The sequence below is a fragment of the Micromonospora sp. NPDC049274 genome, assembly GCF_040678875.1.
In the GTDB taxonomy this organism is placed as follows: domain Bacteria; phylum Actinomycetota; class Actinomycetes; order Mycobacteriales; family Micromonosporaceae; genus Micromonospora.
The window spans coordinates 43054-64334 of the sequence record NZ_JBFAQS010000003.1 but is presented as its reverse complement, the minus strand read 5'-3'; the positions used below and the strand labels follow the sequence as shown (position 1 = coordinate 64334).

Sequence of the window (21281 nt, the reverse complement as noted above, 5' to 3'; positions counted from 1 at the left end):
AGATCAGTGGGTGGCATTGTGAATAACCTGTGGAGAACGGTTCACCCCTGTGGATAACCCGACGGCCACGGCTGCTGGCCTCGGTGAACCTCCGAGCCTCGTTGTGGACGACCGAGCAAGCTGTCAGGGTGGTCCGGTAGAGAGGAGGTGTGACGGTGACCAACCCTGCCCGGCCCGGCTGGGGCGACGCCTGGACGGTGGACGACCTCCAGGATCTTCCCGAGGACGACCAGGTTTACGAGATCTTCGACGGGAGCCTGCTCGTGTCCCCCCATGCGGACGTCTTCCACGGCGCGGTCGCGAACCGCCTCCGTCGGATCCTCGATCGGCAGGCCCCCGCCGGCCTGCTCGTCGGTCAGGACATCGGGGTGAGCGCCAAGCGCTCCTCGTACTTCGTGCCGGATCTCTTCGTCGCTCGGGAGAGGGCGCTGGCCAGCGGCGGCGCCGCGCTCGACCCGCGCGATGTGCTCCTCGTCGTCGAGGTGATCTCGCCGAGCAACGCCGGCCGTGACCTGGTGCTCAAACGCCACGAGTACGCGGCCGCAGGCATCGGCCTCTACTGGCTGGTGGAGCCCCGAAAACAGACGTTGACGGTGCTCGCGAACACCCCAGGGCGGCTACCGCGAACAGGCGCTCCTCCCGGTCGGCGAGATCTACCGCGCCGACGAGCCGTTCCCCCTGGTCCTGCCGCTGGCCGACATCTTCTGACCGGTACCGGCGGGCGTGGCACGGGGCCGGTGGCAGCGCCACCGGCCCCGCTACGTCGACCCGTCAGCTGGTCGGCACGGTGTACGGGCCGAGCCGCTCAAGGGTGTAGACGCCGTGCTCGTCGGTGCTGGCGCCCTGAACTCCGACGCCTGGGTGACCGGTCAGCACCGAGACGTCGACTCAGCAACGATGGCTGTGGAACTGCCTGACCGGACGACTGTCCCCGATGGACCGGCAGTGGTCAGTCCAGGCCCACGCGTACCGGATGGGCCGAGGCGGAGCCGAGCCAGGTGTGCGGATTGCCGTACCAGCACCAGCCCAACTTCGGCGCGCCCTGGCTGATCCACAGGGCCGGCACCCGCTTGTCACCGCAGCGGGAGCCGACCAGGGAGAAACACCTGTTGCTGGCCAGCGCGGCCGGGTGGAGCGTGATGAGGGCGAGCCCCTCGTCGATGGTGAGCGGCAGCCGATCCTGGGCGGTCATGCCCTCCATCGCCGCGGCGGGGGCGAGGTTGCGGAACTCCTCGCCGCGGTCGACGTCGAAGAGGAGGTACGCCGGACCGGCGGGCACCTCCAGTTCCTTGATCGGGTCGAAGCGCGGCAGGTCGTCCTCGGCGTAGTGCCGGTCGAGGAAGCCGGGCTTGCGCTTGCCGGCCAGGGTGGTGAGTGTGAGCCGGGGCTCCACCCCGATGAGGTCCCGCGTGATGACCAGCAGGAACGGCACGCGGGCGTCGGTGGGTGCGGCCAGGCCGGCGGCGCCGTCGACCGCGCGGGCCCGCAGCGGGGCGACCAGGTCGCGGAAGGTGCTCTCGGGCATCCCGGCCAGGGCCGGATAGCCCAGTCGGACCAGGTGGTCGAGTTGGCGGTCGAACTCGGTCCCGGCGTCGAACGGAGTCTCGTGCACGGCAGCCTCCCGATAGTCGTATGGACTATCGTACAACGTACGGGAGGGTGAAGGGCATTCCCGCCTCAGCGACTCCAATCCTGTTTCGCGGCCCGGACCAGCTTGTCCTTCAACTCCCGGGTGTGCCGCCGGCTCACCGGCAGCTCGGTGGAGTCGACCACCACCACGTACCCGGAGTTCACCAGGCGCAGCTCCGCGATCAACTTCAACTGCACCAGGTACGACCGGTGCACCCGCACGAAACCGGCATCCGCCCACCGCTCGGCGAGCGTGGCCAGCGAGACCCGCACCAGGTGCGACCCCTCGGCGGTGTGCAACCGGGCGTAGTCCCCCTGCGCCTCCACCCAGCGCACCGCCGAGCGGGGCAGCATCCGCGTCGTACCGGCCAACTCGATCGGGATGGTCGGGTCCTCCTCCGCCCGGGCCACCGCCGCCGGATGCGACGGCACCACCCGCGAGCCGATCACCCGCCGCAGCGACTCGGCCAGCCGTTCGGCACGTACCGGTTTGCGCACGTAGTCCGTGGCGCCCAGGTCGAACGCGTCCACCGCGCCGTCGTCGTACGCGGTGACGAACACGATCGCGGGCGGCCGGGCGAACCGGCGCAGCACCCGGGCCAGCTCCATGCCGTCCAGGCCGGGCATCCGGATGTCCAGGAAGACGACGTCCACGTCGCCGTCGCGCAGCAACCGCAGCGCCTCGGTGGCGTCCCCGGCGGTGTGCAGGCGGGCCACCCGGGGGTCGGCCCGCAGGTGGTACGCCAACTCGTCGAGCGCGGGCGGCTCGTCGTCCACCGCCAGTACGCGGAGGAAACCGGTGGTCACGATCCGGCCCGTACGCCCGGGTGGAACTTCGGCACCCGCACGCTCACCCTGGTGCCCGAGCCGAGCCCGGTCTCGACGACCAGGCCGAAGCGATCCCCGAAGACCGACCGCAGCCGCTCGTCGACGTTGGAGAGGCCGACGTGCTGGCCCTGGTCGTCCCCCGGGTCACCGGTGCTGCGGGCCAGCTCGGCGATGCCGGCGGTCAGCGTGGTCGGATCCATTCCCACCCCGTCGTCCTCCACCGTGATGTGGCATTCGGCACCCGCGTCCCGGGCCTCGATGCTCACCATGCCCGTGCCCGGCTTGCGGGACAACCCGTGGCGGACCGCGTTCTCCACCAGCGGCTGAAGGCAGAGGAAGGGAAGCGTCACCGGCAGCACCTCCGGGGCGATCTGCAGCCGTACCTGCAACCGGTCGCCGAACCGGGCCCGCTCGATCGTCAGGTACCTGTCGATCGACCGCAGCTCCTCGGCCAGCGTGGTGAACTCCCCGTGCGCCCGGAAGGAGTACCTGGTGAACTCCGCGAACTCCAGGATCAACTCCCGGGCCCGCTCCGGGTCGGTGCGGACGAACGAACCGATCGCGGTCAACGCGTTGTAGATGAAGTGCGGGCTGATCTGCGCCCGCAACGCCCGGATCTCCGCCCGCGCCAGCCGCTCCCGCGACGAGTCCAGCTCGGCCAGGGCGAGCTGGTTGCCCGCCCAGTGCGCCGTCTCCAGGGTGGCCTGCACCAGCCCGGGCGCCGGCGCGCTGTCGGCGATCGCCACCAGTGCCCCGACCACCCGGGCGTCCGCGCCGTGCAGTGGCGCGACCACCGCACCCCGGACCGGGCAGTCGACGCGGTCGCAGTGCAGCTCGGACTCGCCGAGCACAGTCGAACGCCCGGTCGCCACCGACCGCTGGGCCGCCGCGAGCAGTTGCTCGCCGTGGTGCGTGCCACGCCCGTCCAGGGCGAGCACCTGGTCGGCGTCGGTGAGCGCCAGTCCGGCCGCACCCACCAGGGCTCGCAGATGGCGTACGGCCTTCGCCGCGCCCGCCGCGCTCAGCCCCGCCCGCAGCGGCTCGGCGGCAAGCCCGGCGGTGTGCAGCACCTCGTAGGTGGCCCGTTGGGTGGCGGTGGCGATGCCGCGCCGGGCGCGCAGCCGCAGCACCGCCAGCAGGGCCGCGGTCAGCGCGGTGACCAGCGAGACGACGCCGACGACGGCGGAGAGGTTGCCACTCACGCAGCGATCCTGACGGCTCGTGGCCCTCCGCGCTAGTACGCGCCCTTGCGGGCGAGCACGACCCCGACGGTGCGCCAGAGGATGCTCAGGTCGTACGCCAGCGACCAGTTGTCGACGTAGTAGAGGTCCAGTCGGACCGCCTCGTCCCAGGACAGGTCGGAGCGGCCGGAGACCTGCCAGAGACCGGTCATGCCGGGACGGACCAGCAGTCGGCGGCGCACGTCACCGAGGAAGTCACCGTCGTCGGCGGGCAGCGGGCGCGGCCCGACCAGCGACATCTCACCCCAGAGCACGTTGATCAACTGTGGCAGCTCGTCCAGCGAGGAGGCCCGCAGGAAGCGACCCACCGGGAAGACCCGAGGGTCCTCCTTCATCTTGAACAGCATGCCGTCGGTCTCGTTCTGGTCGGTGAGGCTGGCCAGCCGGTCCTCGGCGTCGACGTACATGGTCCGGAACTTCCACACCCGGAAGGTGCGCCCCTCGTGGCCCACCCGGGGCTGACGGAAGAAGACCGGCCCGGGGTCGGAGATCCGGATCGCCACAGCGATGGCGAGGAAGAGCGGGACCAGCAGCAGGAGGCCGAGGCCGGCGGCGACCCGGTCCATCAGGTTCTTGGCGAGCAGCGCCGGCCCGGAGAGGGTGGGCTCCTCGACGTACAGCAGCGGCAGGCCCTCGATCGGCCGGATGTGCACCCGGGGGCCGGCGATGTCGGTCAACTGCGGGGCGACCACCAGGTCGACGCCGGAGCCTTCGAGCTGCCAGGCCAGCCGGCGCAACTCGCCCGGCTCCGCGCTGGCCGACCCGCAGACCGCGATGGTGTCCCCACCGACCTCGCGGACCAGCGCCAGGACGTCGCGGCCGGCGTGCACCGGTACCGGGGTCGGCACTCCACGGGCCGCCGCGTACCCGTCGGTGATGTGGATCGCGACAGGTATCAACCCGGCATTCGGGCTGCGGGTGACCGCCGCGTAGACCTCCAGGCACTCCGGCAGGGTGCCCACCAGCACCATCCGGTGCGCGGCCTGGCCGGCGCGTCGGCGGATGTAGTGCAGCGCCCAACGGGCCACGAACCGACCCCAGAGGATCAGCAGCAGCCCCCCGAGCAGCGCCGTGCCGACAGTCCAACGCGACGGCGCCGTCTTGGTGGAGAAGGCCAGGAACGAGACACTGGCGGTGACTGTCACCGCGCCCCGGATCACCCGCTTGAACTCGTCCGGCCCCAGCCCCAGGTAGCGCCGGTCGTACGCCCGGTTGCTCCAGAGGATGACCACCCAGCCGAGTGGGAGGAGCAGGTAGGAGATCGTGTGGAACCAGGTGAGATCGGTGTGCGAGCCGGAGAAGCCCGAGGTGGCCTGGTCGAACAGTTGGATCGCGATCCAACTGGCGAACGCCGCCGCGCCGAAGTCGAGCACGAGCAGGATCGCCGTATAGGGGCGGTGCCAGCGGGAGACACGGCGTCGCGCCCTGGCCCACGCCGACCGAGGGACGCCGTTGTGCGACGGCGGCGTCGGCGGCTGGATCTCGAAGCTGTCGACGTGCCGCACGAGTCTGCTCCGGCCTTCGTTGGATACCGGGCGCTGGAGGCTTGCCGTCACCTCACCCATGTCCTCCCGCATGACACGGGCCGCTCACTCGGAGTGAGGGCCCGGGTCGCCCACCGTCCCAGTCTCCCACGCGGGCTCCGACCGGTCGTCGCCCCGAAGGAGATTGGCGACCGATGGTGCCGGAGGGATCTGGCCGGCTCCGCACCATTTCAGAAGCCGGGGACCGGGCCACTATACCGATGGATGCGCGTGTGGCGAGAACGGTGGACGGGAGCTTCGGCTTACTCTGGCTGATTCCGCTCCGTAGTCGCCGAGTGCAATTACTCACCGTACAAGTCGTGACAACCGTCGGTCAGCGAGCGGCTTGCCGCCCGTCTGGCACGTCGCGCAGTACTGAAGGCTCGAATCGGCGAACGACACCTCGCGCACGGTGTCCCCGCAGACCGGGCAGGGCAGCCCGGTGCGGGCGTGCACCTTCAACCCGGACCGCTTCTCACCCTTCAGCTCGGCGGCACGCTGGCCGAGGGACCGCTCGACCGCGTCACCGAGCACCTGCCGCGTCGCCGCGTGCAGGGTGGCGAGCTGGGCGTCCGTGAGCCGATCGGTGATCGCGAACGGGGACAGCTTCGCGGCGTGCAGGATCTCGTCGGAGTACGCGTTGCCCACCCCGGACAGCACCGACTGGTCGGTCAACACCCCCTTGACCTGCCCGCGCCGACTGCGCAGACGCTCGACGAAGGTGGGCAGGTCGGCGGCGAATGCGTCCGGGCCCAGCTTGGCCACCCCGGGGACCGTCGCCGGGTCGGCGACCAGGTACGCGGCCAGCTTCTTCTGGGTGCCGGCCTCGGTGAGGTCGAAGCCCGAGCCGTCGTCGAGGCGGACGCGTACCGCGATCGGACCCTTGCCGGGCCGCAGCGGCGTCGTGGATCCAAACGCCTCCCGGTAGTGCAGCCAGCCCGCCCGGGCCAGGTGCACCACGAGATGCAGATCACCCTCGACGACCACGTCGAGGAACTTCCCGTGCCGCCGGGCGTCGACCACCGCCCGGCCGGCGACCGCGGCGGGTGCCGGGTCGTACGTCTTCAGGGCGCTGATCGCGGCGATCTCCAGCCGGTCGACACGCCGCCCCACCGCGCGCTGCCGCAGGTAACCCGCGAGCGCCTCAACCTCCGGTAGTTCGGGCACCAGTCAACGGTAGCCTTCTTTCCGGTGAGCGCGAGGAATGAGCTTGCGAGTCCCTGCCGCGAGCGCGAGGAGTGAGCTTGCGAGCCCCGCAGTCGCGAGCAACAGTCGGCACAGCCGCGAACGAAAGGCGAGCTCGTTGAGAATCGTGGTGGCGCACAATCGGTACCGGGAAGCTCAGCCCTCCGGCGAGAACACGATCGTCGACTCGGAGATCGCTCAGCTCACCACTGCCGGCGTCGACGTGCTGCCCTTCATCCGCAGCTCGGACGAGATCCCGTCGATGTCGAAGGCGGCCAAGGCGCTGCTGCCGATCTCGCCGATCTGGGCGCCACGCGCTCAGCAGGACCTGGGCCGGCTGCTCACCGAGCACCGACCGGACGTCCTGCACCTGCACAACCCGTACCCCCTGATTTCGCCCTGGGTGGTGCGGACCGCGCACCGGCACGGCGTGCCTGTGGTGCAGACGGTGCACAACTACCGGCAGGTCTGCTCGTCGGGGATCTACTTCCGCGACGGGGTGATCTGCCAGGACTGCAAGGGTCGGGCGCTGGGCGTGCCGGCGATCAAGCACCGCTGCTACCGCGACTCGGCGGCGCAGAGCGCGCTGATGGCGACCACCCTGGCCGTGCACCGCGGCACCTGGCGCTCGGTGGACCGCTACATCGCGCTCACCACGGCCATCGCCGATCACCTGCGCGACTACGGCATTCCGGACGATCGGATCGTCGTGAAGCCGAATGCCGTACCCGATCCGGGTCGGCCGGCGCCGCTGGGTGACGGCTTCCTCTACATGGCCCGGCTGTCGCCCGAGAAGGGCGTCGACCTGCTGCTCGACGCCTGGCGGCGGCACCCGGTGGGCACCCTGGGCACGCTGCGTGTGGCCGGTGACGGCGAGCTGCGCCCGCTGGTGGAGGCCGCCGCCGCCGAGCGACCCGACGTGGTCTACCTCGGTCAGCTCGACCGCGCCGGCGTACGCGCCGCGGTCGAGGCGAGCGCCGTGGTGATCGCGGCCTCGATGTGGCACGACGTGCTGCCGACGGTGATCATCGAGGCGCTGGCCAGCGGCCGGCCGGTGCTCGGCACCGCGCTGGGCGGCATTCCGTACCTCGTCGGAGCGGACGCCCCGCACGAGCCCGCCGGCACCGGCCCGGCCGAGACCGCCTCGGCGGTCGCCGGGAGTGGCGGGCCCGTCATGCCGACCGGAATCGGCCTCGGCGAGGCCGGCTGGGTGGTGGCGCCGGAGCCGGCCGCGCTGGCCGCAGCCCTGCCGGTGGCCCGCGCCGGCGCGGCCGGGCTGACCCTGGCCGCCCGCGCCCGCTACGAGCGGACCTTCCACCCGGACGTGGTCACCAAGCAGCTCATCGACATCTACGCGGGCATGACCCACACCCCCAACCACGCCTGATCCACCCGGACGCGCCCGCAAGATCCGCACAACATCGGCGATGTTGGTGTCTCCGGCACCGCGGAGGCAGCAACTTCGGGGAAGTTGTCTGGATCTTGCGGTGCCCGGCGCGGGCGCGTGGCGTCAGCGCAGGGAGGCGCGGGCGGAGAAGGCGATGCTCGCCAGCAGGAAGCCGCCGTTGACGACTGTGAACGCGACAAGCACCCAGAGGACCAGGGCGGGGGCCACGGCCAGCACCAGGGCGGCCACGAAGACCACCGCGCCGTAGTCGCGGACCAGCTTCACGAGGCGTACCGGCAGCGAGGTCGAGGTGACCATGCTGGCCGCGTTCGGGCCGGCCTGCATCACCGACGTCACCAGGTTGACCATCCAGGTGCCGGCGAAGGTCGCCACCAGCCAGGTCGGCGTGGACGGCTCCTGCGCCACGGCGGTGGCGGCCAGGGCGGCCACCAGGGCGATCTGGGCGGCCACGTCGCAGAGGATGTCGATCCGGGCCCCGGCCGCGCTGCCCTGGCCGGTCACCCGGGCGAGCTGCCCGTCGGCGCAGTCCAGGGAGTACGCGACCTGCCAGCCGACCAGGGCGAGCAGGCCGACCACCCAGGCCGGTACGTCCCCGTCGGCGACCGGTCCGGCGAGCGCCACCACGGTGACCGAGGTGGCCAGGCCGAGCACCAGGTTGGTGATCGTCAACGCCGTGGGGCGCAGCCCGAGCCGCTGGGCGACGAGCGCGAAGACGGCGCCCAGCCACTGGCTGATCGACTCGCTGAACAGGCCGCCGCCCCGGTTCACCCGGTGGAAGTCGGCGACTGTGGGACGGGGGTCAGCCAAGCTGGTCGCGGATTGCACCGGCGTAGTCTGCCAGCCGCTCCCGCGTCTCGGTAGGCGACAGGGCCAGGTGCTCGAGGATCGTGTAGCGGTCCGGTCGCGTACGCGGCGCGAACTGCACCGCCTCCACGAACTGGTCGTCGGTGAGGCCCACCTCGGCGGGGAGCCGGGGCAGACCGTGCCGGGCCAGGCAGGCCGACATCTCCCCGAAGCGGCGCAGGTCCCCCCGCAGCCAGGTGCAGAACAGCGCCCCCAGCCCGGCCAGCTCGCCGTGCGAGGCGGTCCCCGGAAAGAGCGAGTCGACCGCGTGCATGATCTCGTGGCAGCCGCCGCTGGACGGGCGGCTGGTGCCGCAGACCGCCATCGCGAGGCCGCTGGAGATCAATGCCTCGGCGAGCACGGTCACGAACGCGTCGTCGCTCATGTCGCCGGGGTGGTTGAGCACCGCTTCGGCGCCCGCCCGGGCCAGCGAGGCGGCCAGTCCGTCCACCGGCTCACCGCGTACCCGCCGGGACAGTTCCCAGTCGGCAAGCGCGCTGATGTTGCTGATCACGTCGCCGATGCCGGCCCGGTTGTGCCGGTCCGGACCGCTCTCCACGAAGTCCAGGTCGACGATCACCCCGATCGGGATGTGCACGCCGTAGGAGCCCTTGATCCCGTCGGTGATCAGGCTGGCCACCGGGGAGGCGATCCCGTCGTTGGCGAGGCTTGTCGCCACCGACACCATCGGCAGCCCTCGGCGGGTCGCCGCGTACTTGGCGACGTCTATCGTCTTGCCACCGCCGATGCCCACGACCGCGTCGTACGACCGGGCGCGGAGTTTGCCGCCCAGGTCGTCGGCGGCGTCCAGCGTCCCGCCGGAGACGGTGAACACGTCCGCCGAGCGCAGCGACGGTCGGATCAGCTCCGCGATCTGCGCGCCCTGACCCGGACCGACCACCACCGCCACGTCACCGCCGGAGGAGATCCGCCCGTCGACCAGGATCGCGGCCAGGTCGGCGACCGCCCCGCGTCGCACGTCGATGTGCAGCGGGGTGAGGACGCTGCGAGCTAGTAGAGGCACGCGATCTCCCGCGCGCGGGCCAGGTCGGCGTGGTTGTCGACCTCCACCCACGGGACGTCGCCGATCGGCGCGGCTCGCACCTCACCGCCCCGGTCGGCGAACTCCTGGTAGCCGTCCTCGTAGTAGAGGTTCGGGTCCCGCCGCCAGGTCGCCTCGAGCGCGTCGGCGAGGGCGTCGGCGACCTGCGGCTCGATGAGGGTCGCGCCGATGTACTCCCCGTACGCCTCGCCCGGATCCATGATCTTGGTGATGCGGGTGAGTTGGCCGGCGGCGTCGAAGGTGGTCTTCATCTCCTCCTCGGCCAGCGGCTTGAGGGTGTCCACCGCGAGCAGGATGCCCGGGCCGCGCTCGGCCAGCAGGGTCTTCTCGATGCTCACCGGGTGCACGGTGTCCCCGTTGACCAGCAGCACCCCGCGCGCGAAGTACTCCCGGGCCAGCCAGAGGGAGTACGCGTTGTTCCACTCCTCGGCCTTGTCGTTGTGCACCAGGGTGAGCGTGACCCCGTACTTCTTCTCCAGGTCGGCCTGCCGCTCGCGGACCGCGTCCGCCGCGTAGCCCACCACGATCACGATGTCGGTGAGCCCGACCTCGGCGAGGTTGCCCAGCGCGATGTCCAGGATCGTGGTCTCGCCGTCCACCGGCACCAACGCCTTCGGCAGGGTGTCGGTGTACGGGCGCAGCCGTCGTCCCGCTCCGGCCGCGAGCACCATTCCGATCATCGCGACATCCTCCCTCGTCCTGCTCCCCGTCACCGGTGGAGGATAGCGCCGGCCGGCCGTGCGGCTCCGGCCAACCGGGTCAGCCGGGTCAGCCGGGCAGCGCCGCCAGGTCGGCGAGCATCTCCAGCCGCTCCTGGGCGTCGAGCGCGGCGTACGGGCCGGCGGCCCGCCGGTCGGTCTCCAGCTCGATGGCCAGCCGCTCGGGGCCGGCTGGCAGGCCGGCGACGGTCGACGCGGTGTGTCCGGCCGCGGTCCAGGCGGCGGCGTACGCGTCGGCCCGGTGGTGGCGCAGCGTGCCGAGCCGGTTGAGCAGCAGCACGCCGGGCAGGGTGCCGTCCGGCTCGTGCGGGGGCGCCAGCGCCGCGAACGCCGACCCGTCCCGGTCGCTGTCGGCGTCGGTCAACACCAGGGCGTACGTCAGCAGCCGACCGAGCGCCGCCACGAGCCGCGTGACCCGTTCGTCGTGCCCGGCCCACAGCTCCTCGGTGACCTCGGAGTGCACCTGGTACAGCTCGCCGAGGAAGGCGGAGCCCCGCTCGGTGGCGGAGAGGGCGCCGTCCGGGTGGCGGTGGAGCATGCCGTACGCCATGTGTTTGTCGACGGCCCGGCGGACCGTGACCGGGTCGGCGTGGCGGGTGACAGCCGCGAAGCCCGGCCCGTCGACAGTGCCTCCCGGCGCGGCGAGCCGGGTGCGCAGGTCCACCAGGAGGCCGGTCGCGGCCGGGCCGCCGTACCGCTGACCCAGCTCCGCCGCGCCGCCGTGCCGGCCGGCGAGCATGCCGGCATGGAACGCCCGGTCCACGGCCGGGGCCAGCAGCCCGGCGATCCGGTGCGGCGCCAGCTCGACGGTGTTCACCTACCGATCGACCGCAGGGCCAGGCCGTCGTGGTCGACGATCAGCGCGCCGGCGCAGCGCAGGGGCTCGGTGGACACGCTTCGACAGTAGCGAGCGTGCCCACATCGCGACGACGCCCGGTCTTGTCCCTGAAACATCAACAGACGACGATGTCCGTACCGAATGCCACCGTCCCAAAGGGGTGATGTGTGATGCAGGTACGGGAAGCGATGTCCAGCCAGGTCCTCGTCGTCGGTCCGGAGCACACGCTGCGTCAGGCGGCCCGGATGATGTCGGCCCGCGGTGTCGGGTCGGCGGTAGTGATCGACCCTGAGTCCGAGGGCGTGGGGATCATGACCGAACGCGACGTGTTGAAGGCCATCGGCGCGGGCCTCGACTGCGACACCGAACGCACGGGCGCCCACCTGACCTGGGACGTGGTCTACGCGGGCCCGGAGTGGACGGTGGCCGAGGCCGCCGCGGCGATGGCCCGGGGCGGCTTCCGGCACCTCGTGGTGCTCGACGGCGGGGAGGTGGCCGGGGTGATCTCGGTGCGGGACATCATGCGGGTCTGGGCGGAGAGTCAGGTGGCCGCCGCGACCTGACCCGGGCAGGTGTGCGGGGCCGGATCGACGGGTAAGGATCCCTCGCGGGCACGGAGGTGCCGTGGCCCGTGAGGGAGGGCCCGATGCGTGACGCGGAGCGCCTGGTCGAGCAGCAGTACGCGATGCTTCTGCGGCGGGACGTGGCCCGGCTGCCGGATCTGTACGCCCCGGAGGCGTTCTACGCCATGCCGGGTGTCACAGTCCGGCCCATCGAGCTGCCCGCGCTGCTGCGCACCTGGACTGGCGCATTCCCGGACCTGCGGGTCGACCCGCTGGGCGTGGTCCGCACGTCCGGTGGCGCGGCCGTCGAGCTACGCCTCAGCGGCACCCACACCGGCACGCTGCACTCGCCGTACGGCACCGTCGCGCCTACCGGCCGCTCGGTGAGCTGGGAGGTGGCCGACGTGGTCCGGGCCCGCCGGGGCCGGATCGTCGCGTGGCGCTCCTACTTCGACTGGAGTCATCTCCTCGACGCGCTCGGCGTGCAGTTGGAGGGCCTTTCCCGGGCGGCGCAGCACGACTCGCTCGCACTTCCGGTCTGATCTGGGGTCGACCGGTCGGCTCGGTTCACCCGTCCTGGTGGCTCAGGATGCGGACATCGCCGTGCCGTCCGCGCGTTCCCCGCCGCCGCCCGTACGCTCAATGTCCATGACCGCCGAGCAGCTGATCTCCTTTGCCCGTGGGGCGCCCTCGCTGGACATCGTCGATGTCGAGGGGCTCAAGGCCGCCGCCGTACGCGCCTTCGACGCCGACCCCGCGGGGGTCACGGCCTACGGCACCTCCGTCGGTTACCTTCCGCTGCGGAAGTGGATCGCCGACAAGCACGGGGTGGAAGCCAACCAGGTGCTGGTCACCAATGGCTCGCTCCAGGCCGACGCGTTCCTCTTCGATCACCTGGTCCGGCCCGGCGACGCGGTGGTGGTCGAGCGTCCGACGTACGACCGCACGCTGCTCAACCTGCAGCGGATGGGCAGCGAGCTGCACAGCGTCGCGGTCCAGCCGGACGGTCTGGACACCGCCGAACTGCGCAAGCTGCTGGAGTCCGGCGTCCGCCCCCGGCTCGCGCACGTCATCCCGAACTACCAGAACCCGGCTGGCATGACGCTGTCGCTGGAGAAGCGCCGCGAGCTGCTCGACCTGGCCGCCGAGTACGAGTTCACGATCTTCGAGGACGACCCGTACGCGGACGTCCGCTTCCGTGGCGAGGCGCTGCCGTCGATGCTCTCGCTGGACACTCGCAACGTGGTCGTGCACGCGTCGAGCTTCACCAAGACGGTCTGCCCGGGCGTACGTGTCGGTTACCTGGTCGGGCCGGCGGATCTGATCGCCGACATCGCCAAGAACGCGACGAGTCTCTACATCTCGCCCGGCATGGTGTCGCAGGCGATCGTGCACCAGTTCTGCGTCTCCGGCGACATCGACCGCTCGATCGAGACCGTCCGGGCGGCCCTGGGCGAGCGCGCCCGGGTGTTGGCCGAGTCACTGCGCCAGCACCTGCCGCAGGCCCGGTTCGTGGAGCCCGACGGCGGCTACTTCCTGTGGGTGGAGTTCCCCGAGGACGTGCTGGTGGACCGGCTCGCCCCGGCTGCGGCCGAGCGTGGGGTCGCCGTGGTCAAGGGCAGCGACTTCGTTCTCGACGGTGGGCGGCACGCCCTGCGCCTGGCCTTCTCGGCGGTGACGGCCGACAAGATCGACGAGGGTGTCCGCCGGCTCGCCGCGGCTGTCGAGGCCATCCGGAGCTGATTTCTGTCGGGTTCCCGACAGAACGACGATGCCGGCCGTCCCGGGACTCCCCAGCGGGCGGCCGGCGGCTCACAATGCTGCGAGCGTCACCCGTCACGCGTAGCGGGGCTCACCGCCCCGCCGCCACCTCGGGCCACGCGTGCAGCACAACCCCCGCCCCCACGGGCGCCGGGTGGGCCGTGTCGTCCTTCACCCCCCGATGCGGCCCGGCCCGCCCGGCGCCGCACCCGCGACCGCCGTCACACCTGCCGATGACGACCATCGGCGTAGCCTGCAACCCGCAGGCGAGCGCGGGGAGGTGTCGCGATGACGGATCGGGCAGAGCGGGGCCGGACGGTCCCGGAGAACACGTCCCGGGTGCTGCGACCCCGGGCCTGGCCGTCGCCGGTCCGGGCGGTGACCAGGATGCTCAACGCCGACGGGTCGCCACCCACTCCGGCATCCACCGGCACCGGCCGCAGCGGGGTGGTCGACTGCGCCCTCTACGTCGACGGCAAGCGGCAGCCCGGCGACTGGACGTACGCGGAGGCGCTGGAGGCGGCCCGTCGGGAGGAGCACGGCTTCGTCTGGATCGGGCTGCACCAGCCGGAGCTGGCCGAGATGACCGCCATCGCGGAGACGTACGGCCTGCACGAGTTGGCCGTCGAGGACGCGGTGAAGGCCGAGCAGCGGCCCAAGCTGGAGCGCTTCGGGGAAGTGGCGTTCCTGGTGCTGCGCACCGCCCGGTACTGCGAGCACACCGAGCTGACCGAGACCTCCGAGGTCGTCGAGACCGGCCAGGTGATGCTCTTCATCGGCCCGAACTTCCTGATCAGCGTCCGGCACGGCGACGCCTGTCGGCTCTCCCCGGTCCGCGCCGACCTGGAGACCAAGCAGGAGTTGCTGCTCCAGGGCCCGTGGGCCGTCGCGTACGGCGTGACCGACCGGGTGGTCGACCTCTATCTGGAGGTGGCCGAGCAGCTCGAGGACGACCTGGACGTGCTGGAGGCCGAGGTCTTCGACCGCAACAGCCATGGCCGCATCCAGCGGATCTACCAGATGAAGCGGGAGCTGGTGGAGTTCAAGCGGGCGGTGATCCCGTTGCAGCGACCGCTGATGACGCTCACCTCCCAGATGAACCGGGACGTGCCCAAGGAGATCCGCAAGTACTTCCGGGACGTGCAGGACCACCTGAGCCGCACCGTCGAGCAGGTGAACTCGTACGACGACCTGCTGAACTCGATCTTGCAGGCGCGGCTGGCCCAGGTCAGCGTCGACCAGAACAACGACATGCGCAAGATCGCCGCGTGGGCGGCCATCGCCGCCGTCTGGACGTCCATCGCCGGCGTCGAGGGCATGAACTTCGACAACATGCCCGAGCTGAAGATGACGTACGGCTATCCGGTGGCCCTGGCCCTGATGCTCGGTGTCTCCCTGGCCCTCTACCGCTGGTTCCGCCGCAACGGCTGGCTCTGACCGCCCGGCGGCGGCGCCTGGACCGCGCCGCTTGATCCACTCGGCTTCCGTGAAGTTGGGGCATCCCGCGGATCCGGACACCCCGATTTCATGCAACCCGAGTGGGTCTTGCGGGAGCTCAGCTCACGCGGGGTGCGCCGCTCGACGCGGAAGCGCCGGCGAGCGGGAAGAACCCGCGTCGCCGACGCTCGCCGCGTTGCTGTGTCGGGGGTCAGCGACGGCCGTTGGTGCGGGCCGTGTCCTTGCCCAGCGCCTTGGTGAGGTCGTCGGTCGGCCGACCGGTGACGTCCGTGGCACCCTCGGCGACCGAGGGGACCTTGTCGGTCGGGCGGATCCCGGTCTGCTTGGCCGGGGCGGTGGTGCTGGCGCTGCTGCCCCCGGCCACCGCCGAGCTGCCGGCGCCTGTCATCCCGGCCGCGCCGCTCATGGCGGACCCGTCGGTCCCCTTGGTAGCGGCCGGCGTACGCACCTCGATCGAGTCGACCTCGTCGCGCATCGGCTCAAGGGTGCGGGTCGGGTCGTACTCGGCCCACTCCTGCTGCTCCCGGCGGCGACGCAGGGCGACCGCACCGGCCAGGCCGGCGATGGCGCCCACGGCCAGCAGGCCGGTCATCATCGAACCGCGACGGCGCGGCTGCTTCTTCTTACCGGTGATCCGCATGGTCTTCGACTTGGCCTTCCTGGTCAGCGGCCCTGCCTGCGCGGCGCCGTCCCGGGCTGCCGCCGCCAGCGGTGCCAGCGTGGTGAGTGTGGTTCCCCAGCCGGTCGACGCACGGTCGCGCACCTTCACCGCAGCCGGTCCCACGTAGCCCCGGGCTACCTGGACCCGCGGACCGACGGTCGCGCCGGCGCCCTTGGCCGCGTGGTTGGCTGCCTGCATCAGGTGGCTGATGCTCTGGTTCAGCTCAGCCTTGGCGAGCTGGCCCTGGGACTGACGCCGCCCGATTCCAAACACGGTCCTACCTCCTGGGAGTTGTTCCTTCGTCATCCTCCACCAACGGATGCCTCCGCGATGCCAGATCGGGCACATGGGAGGATCCGCATGGAACTGACCAACGAGTGAGGAGTACCCGTGGCCGAGGCTGTCTACGCCACCCTGCACACCAACGCTGGCCCGATCCGGCTGGAGCTCTTCCCGAACCACGCTCCGAAGACGGTCCGCAACTTCGTCGACCTGGCCGAGGGCAACCGGGAGTACACCGACCCGCGCACCGGTCAGCCGGGCAGCGGGCCGTACTACGACGGCACCATCTCGCACCGCGTGATCAGCGGTTTCATGGTTCAGATGGGCGACCCGACCGGCACCGGCCGGGGCGGACCGGGCTACAAGTTCGCCGACGAGTTCCACCCGGAGCTGCGCTTCGACCGGCCGTACCTGCTGGCGATGGCGAACGCCGGACCGGGCACCAACGGTTCGCAGTTCTTCATCACCGTGTCCCCGACGCCGCACCTCAACAACCGGCACACCATCTTCGGCCAGGTCGCCGACGAGGAGTCGGTGAAGGTCGTCGACTCGATCGCGAACACCCCGACCGGCCCGAGCGACCGTCCGCTTCAGGACGTCGTCATCGAGCGGGTCGAGATCGAGCGGTCTGCCGCCTGACGAACCCGCGAGGTACCTTTGCTCGCATGATTGAGCGCTCCGGAGCACCGCGCCGGCCAGCGTCGGTGAGCCGCGCGGTGGCGGACGGAGGATCGGCCCGGTGAGCGAGTCCCCTCCGACCATCCCGGTCTGCTACCGGCACCCCGGTCGGGAGACCTACGTCCGGTGCACCCGCTGTAATCGGCCGATCTGTCCGGAGTGCATGCGGGAGGCGTCGGTCGGGCACCAGTGCCCGGAGTGCGTCAACGAGGGACGTCGCACCGTCCGGCCGGCACGTACCGCCTTCGGTGGTGGTACGGCCGGCCGGCACGGCTACGTCACCAAGGGCATCATCGCTCTGAACGTGCTGGTCATGCTGCTGTCGATCGCCTCCGACCGGGGTGGGGACGCGGCCGTGGGCGGCTCCGGCTTCGGCGGCCTGATGGGCGGCGGCACTCCGCTGACCAACTGGGGTTCCGTGCTCGGGCTGGCCGTCTTCCCCGACGGCACGCTCGGCGGCATCGCCGAGGGCCAGTGGTATCGGCTGGTCACCGCGATGTTCCTGCACTACGGCGTCATTCACCTGCTGCTCAACATGTGGGCGCTGTGGGTGCTCGGCCGGTCGCTGGAGGCCAACCTCGGGCCGCTGCGCTTCGGCGCGCTCTATCTGGTCGCCGGCCTCGGTGGCAACGTGGCCGCCTACCTGTTCAGCGCCTCGAACTCGGCGACGGCCGGCGCGTCCACTGCCGTCTTCGGCCTCTTCGCCGCGCTGATCATCATCGAGCGCAAACTCGGCCGGGACATCTCCCAGGTGATCCCCATCCTGGTGATCAACCTGGTGTTCACGTTGACCGTGCCGGGCATCTCCATTCCCGGGCACCTCGGTGGCCTGGTGGTCGGCGCGGCGATGTCCCTGGTGCTCGCGTACGCGCCACGCGGCCGACGCACGCTGGTGCAGGCCGTGGGCGCCGTGATCATCCTGCTGATCCTGCTCGGCCTGGTCCTCTTCCGCACCGCCCAGCTCCTCGGCTGAGACCTCGGGGCGTCAGAAGCGGTGGGCCGCGCGTAGCGTGGTGGCGACCTCTTCCGGGTTGGTGCCCAGGTCGTAGCGGCCGAAGAGGTGCAGTGACTCGCCCGCGTCGATCTCCAGGACCTCGGACGTGAGCCCCCATCGCGGTCGCCGCTCCACGGTGATCGCCTCGATCTCCGGCCAGGGCAGCCGTCGGCGACCAGCGAACCCACTGATGACTGTGAGTCCTGCCGGATCCACCGCCAATCTGACCGGGGCGATCAGGTCGCGTACCGCCCAACCGGCCAGCGCGGCGGCGGCCAGGGCGGCCAGCACCAACCGCAGCGGGTCGCCGTCGGCGAAGATCAGCCCGAGCGCGACCAGCAGGACCGCACCGGCCAGCTTCGCCGCCGGTAGGCTCGCCGGCACCCGCCACTGCTGGACCGGGGAGATGTCATCCACCCGCCCAGCATGCCAGCGGCGGCCCGCTCCCGGCAGTGCCGGCCCGGCCCGGCAGCGCGGGCATCCGCGCTCGTGCGCCGCACCATCGGCGCGCGCCCGCGTGCCGGCGGAGGGAGAGCGAGCCCGGGGGCAGTCAGTCGGTCCACGGACGACGTAGGATCGGATCAGCCAGGTTACCGGGGAGTAAACATGAGTGACGCGGTCATCGTCGGCGCGGTACGCACCCCGGTCGGGCGGCGGAAGGGCAGCCTCGCCGGTGTCCACCCGGTCGACCTGTCGGCCCACGTGCTGCGCGCCCTCGCGGAGCGCACCGGCCTGGACCCGGCCCAGGTCGACGACGTCTTCTGGGGCTGCGTGTCCCAGGTCGGCGAACAGTCGTGGAACATCGCCCGCAACGGCGTGCTCGCCGCCGGCTGGCCCGAGACGGTGCCCGGCACCACGCTGGACCGGCAGTGTGGTTCCAGCCAGCAGGCCCTGCACTTCGCCGCCGCGACAGTCCTCTCCGGCCAGGCCGACCTGGTGGTCGCCGGCGGGGTGGAGTCGATGACCCGGGTGCCGATGGGCTCCAGCGTGGCGGGCGGCATGCCGTTCAGCGACCAGCTCCGCGCCCGCTACCGGGGCGTCGAGGGCTTCGCCGACGACGCGCCGCTGCCGTTCAACCAGGGTGTCGGGGCCGAGCTGATCGCCCGCCGGTGGCGCCTCTCGCGTACCCAGCTCGACGAGTTCGCGCTGGCCAGCCACGAGAAGGCCGCCGCCGCGCAGGACGCCGGGGCGTTCGACCCGGAGTTGACGGCGGTGCCGCTCGCCGACGGGGGCAAGTTCACCGCCGACGAGGGCATCCGCCGGGACACCTCGCTGGAGAAGCTGGGCGAGCTGGCCACCCCGTTCCGCGCCGACGGCGTGGTCACCGCCGGGTCCGCGTCCCAGATCTCCGACGGCGCCGCCGCGCTCGCGGTGACCACCTCCGAGTGGGCCAGCCGACACGGCCTGCGGCCGCTGGCCCGCATCCACACCGCCGTGGTCGCTGCCGACGACCCGGTCACCATGCTCACCGCGCCCATCCCGGCCACCGCGAAGGCACTGCGCCGCGCGGGGCTGGGCATCGAGGAGATCGGGGTGTACGAGGTGAACGAGGCGTTCGCCCCGGTGCCGCTGGCCTGGCTGGCGGAGACCGAGGCGGACCCGGAGCGGCTCAACCCGCGCGGTGGCGCGATCGCCCTCGGGCACCCGCTCGGCGGTTCCGGCGCCCGGATCATGACCACGATGCTCCAGCACATGCGGGACAACGGGCTCCGCTACGGCCTGCAGACCATGTGCGAGGGCGGCGGAATGGCCAACGCCACGATCGTCGAGCTGCTCTGATCCGGCGGATCGCCGCCAACCGAGGACGTCGCGCTGCTCTGATCCGGCGGATCGCCGCCAACCGAGGACGTCGCGCTGGTCTGACCCGCCGGCTCGGCCGCCGGCCGAGGAACCCCGCGGCGAAATGGCCTCGCCCCGGTCAGGCACGCCGCCTAGGGTGCCCATCGTGACGACGATCGCCGACGAGCGCGCCCCCGACTGGTCCAGCGACGAGTGGCAGCAGGAGGCCCGAACCTGGGTCGACGAGCAACTGGGCAGCGCCGGCCGGCGGGTCACCGGGCCCGTCGAGCCCCGCGTCCGGCCGTGGTCGCTGGTCTGGCGGGTGCCGACCGACGGTGGGCCGGTCTGGTTCAAGGCCAACAACCGGGGCACGACGCACGAGGCGGTCCTGATCGCGACGCTTGCCGGGCTGACGCCCGAGCGGGTGCTGACCCCGATCGCCGTGGACCGGGAGCGCGGCTGGTCGCTGCTTCCCGACGGTGGCGAGTCGCTGCGTGACGTCTTGGAGCGCGATCCCGACCTGACGCACTGGGAGCGTGCGCTACCCGGGTACGCGGCGCTCCAACTCGCCACCGCTTCGCGCGCCGACGAACTGGTCGCCCTCGGCGTACCGGACCACCGCCCGGAGGTGCTGGCCGGGCTGTTCACCGAGCTGCTCGACGATGACGAGTCCCTGCGCGTCGGCGGGGAGGGCGGGCTCCCCGTCGAGACGTACGAGCGGCTGCGGGCGGAGCTTCCGGCGTACGCGCAGCGGTGTCGCCGGCTCGCGGACATCGGCATTCCGGCCACGGTGCAGCACGACGACCTGCACGACGGCAACGTCTTCGCCGGCCCGGTCGGGTACCGCTACTTCGACTGGGGTGACGCCTCGGTGGCGCATCCGTTCGGCACGCTGCTGGTGACCCTGCGTTCCATCCGGTACGCCACCGCGTTGTCGGCCGACGACGCCAGCCTGGCCCGGCTGCGCGACGGTTACCTGGAGGCGTGGACCGACCGCTTCGACCGTCGCACCCTCGTCGAGGCCGTCGACCTGGCCCTGAACCTGGGCGCGGTGAGCCGGTCGCTCTCCTGGCGGCGTGCCCTGGACACGGCCGACCCGGCCCGTGCGGAGTACGCCGAGGCCGTGCCCGGATGGCTCGCGGAGCTGTTCGCCGCCACCCCCCTTCAGCCCGATCGCTGACCGGTATCCGTCCAGGTCGGAAGTCGGACAGGCGGTGCGACCCGCCGCGTGGAACTTCCAAAATTTCGACGTGACCCACGTCACCGGTGCCGGGGAGGTCGTTGGGCACGTCATGGACGTCTTCTCCCGAACGTTCCTCCCGGCCGCCACCGAGGCCGGCCTTGCCGTACAGACCGTGAGCCGGCACATGCCGGTCTTCCGCCGCTGCGTCGGCTCCGGCGACGCCACCATCCTGGTTACCCGTTGCAGCCGCCCCGACCGCCCGGTCACGGGCGACTACCTGTTGCTGCTCACCCACCGCCGGCTGGTGGTGACCCAGCAGACCCGGCTGCTGCACCGGCTGCGCCTGCACCTCAACACCGAGCTGCGCGAGTTGAGCAACGTCACCTGGAGCCCGGACCCCCGACTGGGATCGGTCGAGTTGGCCGCCACCGCGATCGACGGCATCCGCGAGCGGTTCCTCATCCGCACCAGCCACCCGAAGCAGGTGTGGCAGCTCGACGCGCTGCTCAACCACGCCTTCCGGACCCGCCTGCGGGCACCCCGCGAGCGGATCGTCGCCACCATCGGCGACACGCCGGCCACCGTACGGCCCAGCGTTTTCCGCCCCGCCGTCGCGCGCTGACGTCGCCCGGGTCGGTCGCCCCG

Annotated in this window: 21 protein-coding genes and 1 pseudogene; 11 read left to right on the top strand and 11 right to left on the bottom strand. The window is 71.7% G+C overall.

Annotated features, from left to right (window positions below):
* Window positions 1-149 precede the first annotated feature (149 nt).
* Window positions 150-629: pseudogene (locus AB0K10_RS06680) on the top strand (Uma2 family endonuclease); the annotation flags it as partial.
* A 320-nt stretch (window positions 630-949) separates the two neighbouring features.
* Here the strand turns inward: AB0K10_RS06680 and AB0K10_RS06675 are convergent.
* The 5 genes from AB0K10_RS06675 to AB0K10_RS06655 all read right to left on the bottom strand — a co-directional run bounded on the left by AB0K10_RS06675 (window position 950) and on the right by AB0K10_RS06655 (window position 6388).
* The gene (locus AB0K10_RS06675) at window positions 950-1612 is read right to left on the bottom strand and encodes a DUF5701 family protein (RefSeq protein WP_363680654.1); all 663 of its coding nucleotides are present in this window, start codon (window positions 1610-1612) and stop codon (window positions 950-952) included.
* A gap of 65 nt (window positions 1613-1677) precedes the next feature.
* Entirely contained in the window at window positions 1678-2439 is a 762-nt protein-coding gene (locus AB0K10_RS06670) for a LytTR family DNA-binding domain-containing protein (protein ID WP_363681397.1), read from the bottom strand.
* On the bottom strand, window positions 2433-3659 hold the full coding sequence (locus AB0K10_RS06665) for a histidine kinase (RefSeq protein ID WP_363680652.1): 1227 nt from the start codon (window positions 3657-3659) through the stop codon (window positions 2433-2435). The genes AB0K10_RS06670 and AB0K10_RS06665 overlap by 7 nt, the downstream gene beginning before the upstream one ends.
* 32 nt (window positions 3660-3691) lie before the next feature.
* Window positions 3692-5263 (bottom strand): sugar transferase, encoded by a 1572-nt coding sequence (locus AB0K10_RS06660; protein WP_363681395.1) that lies wholly within the window; start codon window positions 5261-5263, stop codon window positions 3692-3694.
* 264 nt (window positions 5264-5527) lie between these two features.
* Window positions 5528-6388: a DNA-formamidopyrimidine glycosylase family protein gene (locus AB0K10_RS06655; RefSeq protein ID WP_363680650.1), complete on the bottom strand. Its 861-nt coding sequence runs from the start codon at window positions 6386-6388 to the stop codon at window positions 5528-5530.
* Between the two features lie 136 nt (window positions 6389-6524).
* On the opposite strand from AB0K10_RS06655, the gene AB0K10_RS06650 reads away from it, so the two are divergent.
* Window positions 6525-7793 carry a glycosyltransferase gene (locus AB0K10_RS06650; RefSeq protein WP_363680648.1) on the top strand — a complete coding sequence of 423 codons (1269 nt, stop codon included), beginning with the start codon at window positions 6525-6527 and terminating at the stop codon, window positions 7791-7793.
* 123 nt (window positions 7794-7916) lie between these two features.
* Here AB0K10_RS06650 and AB0K10_RS06645 read toward each other — a convergent pair whose 3' ends face one another.
* The 4 genes from AB0K10_RS06645 to AB0K10_RS06630 all read right to left on the bottom strand — a co-directional run bounded on the left by AB0K10_RS06645 (window position 7917) and on the right by AB0K10_RS06630 (window position 11256).
* On the bottom strand, window positions 7917-8639 hold the full coding sequence (locus AB0K10_RS06645; RefSeq protein ID WP_363680646.1) for a CDP-alcohol phosphatidyltransferase family protein: 723 nt from the start codon (window positions 8637-8639) through the stop codon (window positions 7917-7919).
* Entirely contained in the window at window positions 8614-9681 is a 1068-nt protein-coding gene (locus AB0K10_RS06640) for an iron-containing alcohol dehydrogenase family protein (protein WP_363680644.1), read from the bottom strand. Before AB0K10_RS06640 ends, AB0K10_RS06645 begins: the two co-directional genes overlap by 26 nt.
* On the bottom strand, window positions 9669-10400 hold the full coding sequence (locus AB0K10_RS06635; protein WP_266247281.1) for a phosphocholine cytidylyltransferase family protein: 732 nt from the start codon (window positions 10398-10400) through the stop codon (window positions 9669-9671). The genes AB0K10_RS06640 and AB0K10_RS06635 overlap by 13 nt, the downstream gene beginning before the upstream one ends.
* 88 nt (window positions 10401-10488) lie before the next feature.
* On the bottom strand, window positions 10489-11256 hold the full coding sequence (locus tag AB0K10_RS06630; protein WP_363680641.1) for a hypothetical protein: 768 nt from the start codon (window positions 11254-11256) through the stop codon (window positions 10489-10491).
* Between the two features lie 191 nt (window positions 11257-11447).
* Between AB0K10_RS06630 and AB0K10_RS06625 the strand changes: the two genes are divergently transcribed.
* The 4 genes from AB0K10_RS06625 (at window position 11448) to corA (ending at window position 15038) form a co-directional block, all read left to right on the top strand.
* Entirely contained in the window at window positions 11448-11840 is a 393-nt protein-coding gene (locus tag AB0K10_RS06625; RefSeq protein WP_363680639.1) for a CBS domain-containing protein, read from the top strand.
* Between the two features lie 83 nt (window positions 11841-11923).
* Window positions 11924-12382 carry an ester cyclase gene (locus AB0K10_RS06620; RefSeq protein WP_363680637.1) on the top strand — a complete coding sequence of 153 codons (459 nt, stop codon included), beginning with the start codon at window positions 11924-11926 and terminating at the stop codon, window positions 12380-12382.
* 106 nt (window positions 12383-12488) lie between these two features.
* Entirely contained in the window at window positions 12489-13583 is a 1095-nt protein-coding gene (locus AB0K10_RS06615; protein WP_363680635.1) for a PLP-dependent aminotransferase family protein, read from the top strand.
* Between the two features lie 306 nt (window positions 13584-13889).
* Window positions 13890-15038 carry a magnesium/cobalt transporter CorA gene (gene corA, locus AB0K10_RS06610; protein WP_363680633.1) on the top strand — a complete coding sequence of 383 codons (1149 nt, stop codon included), beginning with the start codon at window positions 13890-13892 and terminating at the stop codon, window positions 15036-15038.
* A 211-nt stretch (window positions 15039-15249) separates the two neighbouring features.
* On the opposite strand, the gene AB0K10_RS06605 is transcribed toward corA, so the two are convergent.
* On the bottom strand, window positions 15250-16026 hold the full coding sequence (locus AB0K10_RS06605) for a hypothetical protein (protein ID WP_363680632.1): 777 nt from the start codon (window positions 16024-16026) through the stop codon (window positions 15250-15252).
* A gap of 84 nt (window positions 16027-16110) precedes the next feature.
* On the opposite strand from AB0K10_RS06605, the gene AB0K10_RS06600 reads away from it, so the two are divergent.
* Window positions 16111-16641 (top strand): peptidylprolyl isomerase, encoded by a 531-nt coding sequence (locus AB0K10_RS06600; RefSeq protein ID WP_363680630.1) that lies wholly within the window; start codon window positions 16111-16113, stop codon window positions 16639-16641.
* 100 nt (window positions 16642-16741) lie between these two features.
* On the top strand, window positions 16742-17653 hold the full coding sequence (locus AB0K10_RS06595; protein ID WP_363680628.1) for a rhomboid family intramembrane serine protease: 912 nt from the start codon (window positions 16742-16744) through the stop codon (window positions 17651-17653).
* A gap of 12 nt (window positions 17654-17665) precedes the next feature.
* On the opposite strand, the gene AB0K10_RS06590 is transcribed toward AB0K10_RS06595, so the two are convergent.
* Window positions 17666-18091: a PH domain-containing protein gene (locus tag AB0K10_RS06590; protein ID WP_363680626.1), complete on the bottom strand. Its 426-nt coding sequence runs from the start codon at window positions 18089-18091 to the stop codon at window positions 17666-17668.
* A gap of 189 nt (window positions 18092-18280) precedes the next feature.
* Between AB0K10_RS06590 and AB0K10_RS06585 the strand changes: the two genes are divergently transcribed.
* The 3 genes from AB0K10_RS06585 to AB0K10_RS06575 all read left to right on the top strand — a co-directional run bounded on the left by AB0K10_RS06585 (window position 18281) and on the right by AB0K10_RS06575 (window position 21258).
* Window positions 18281-19453, top strand: a complete 1173-nt coding sequence (locus AB0K10_RS06585) for an acetyl-CoA C-acyltransferase (protein WP_363680624.1) — start codon at window positions 18281-18283, stop codon at window positions 19451-19453.
* 166 nt (window positions 19454-19619) lie between these two features.
* Entirely contained in the window at window positions 19620-20633 is a 1014-nt protein-coding gene (locus tag AB0K10_RS06580) for an aminoglycoside phosphotransferase family protein (RefSeq protein WP_363680622.1), read from the top strand.
* Window positions 20634-20745: 112 nt separating this feature from the next.
* Entirely contained in the window at window positions 20746-21258 is a 513-nt protein-coding gene (locus AB0K10_RS06575) for a hypothetical protein (protein ID WP_363681393.1), read from the top strand.
* The last annotated feature ends 23 nt before the right edge of the window (window positions 21259-21281 follow it).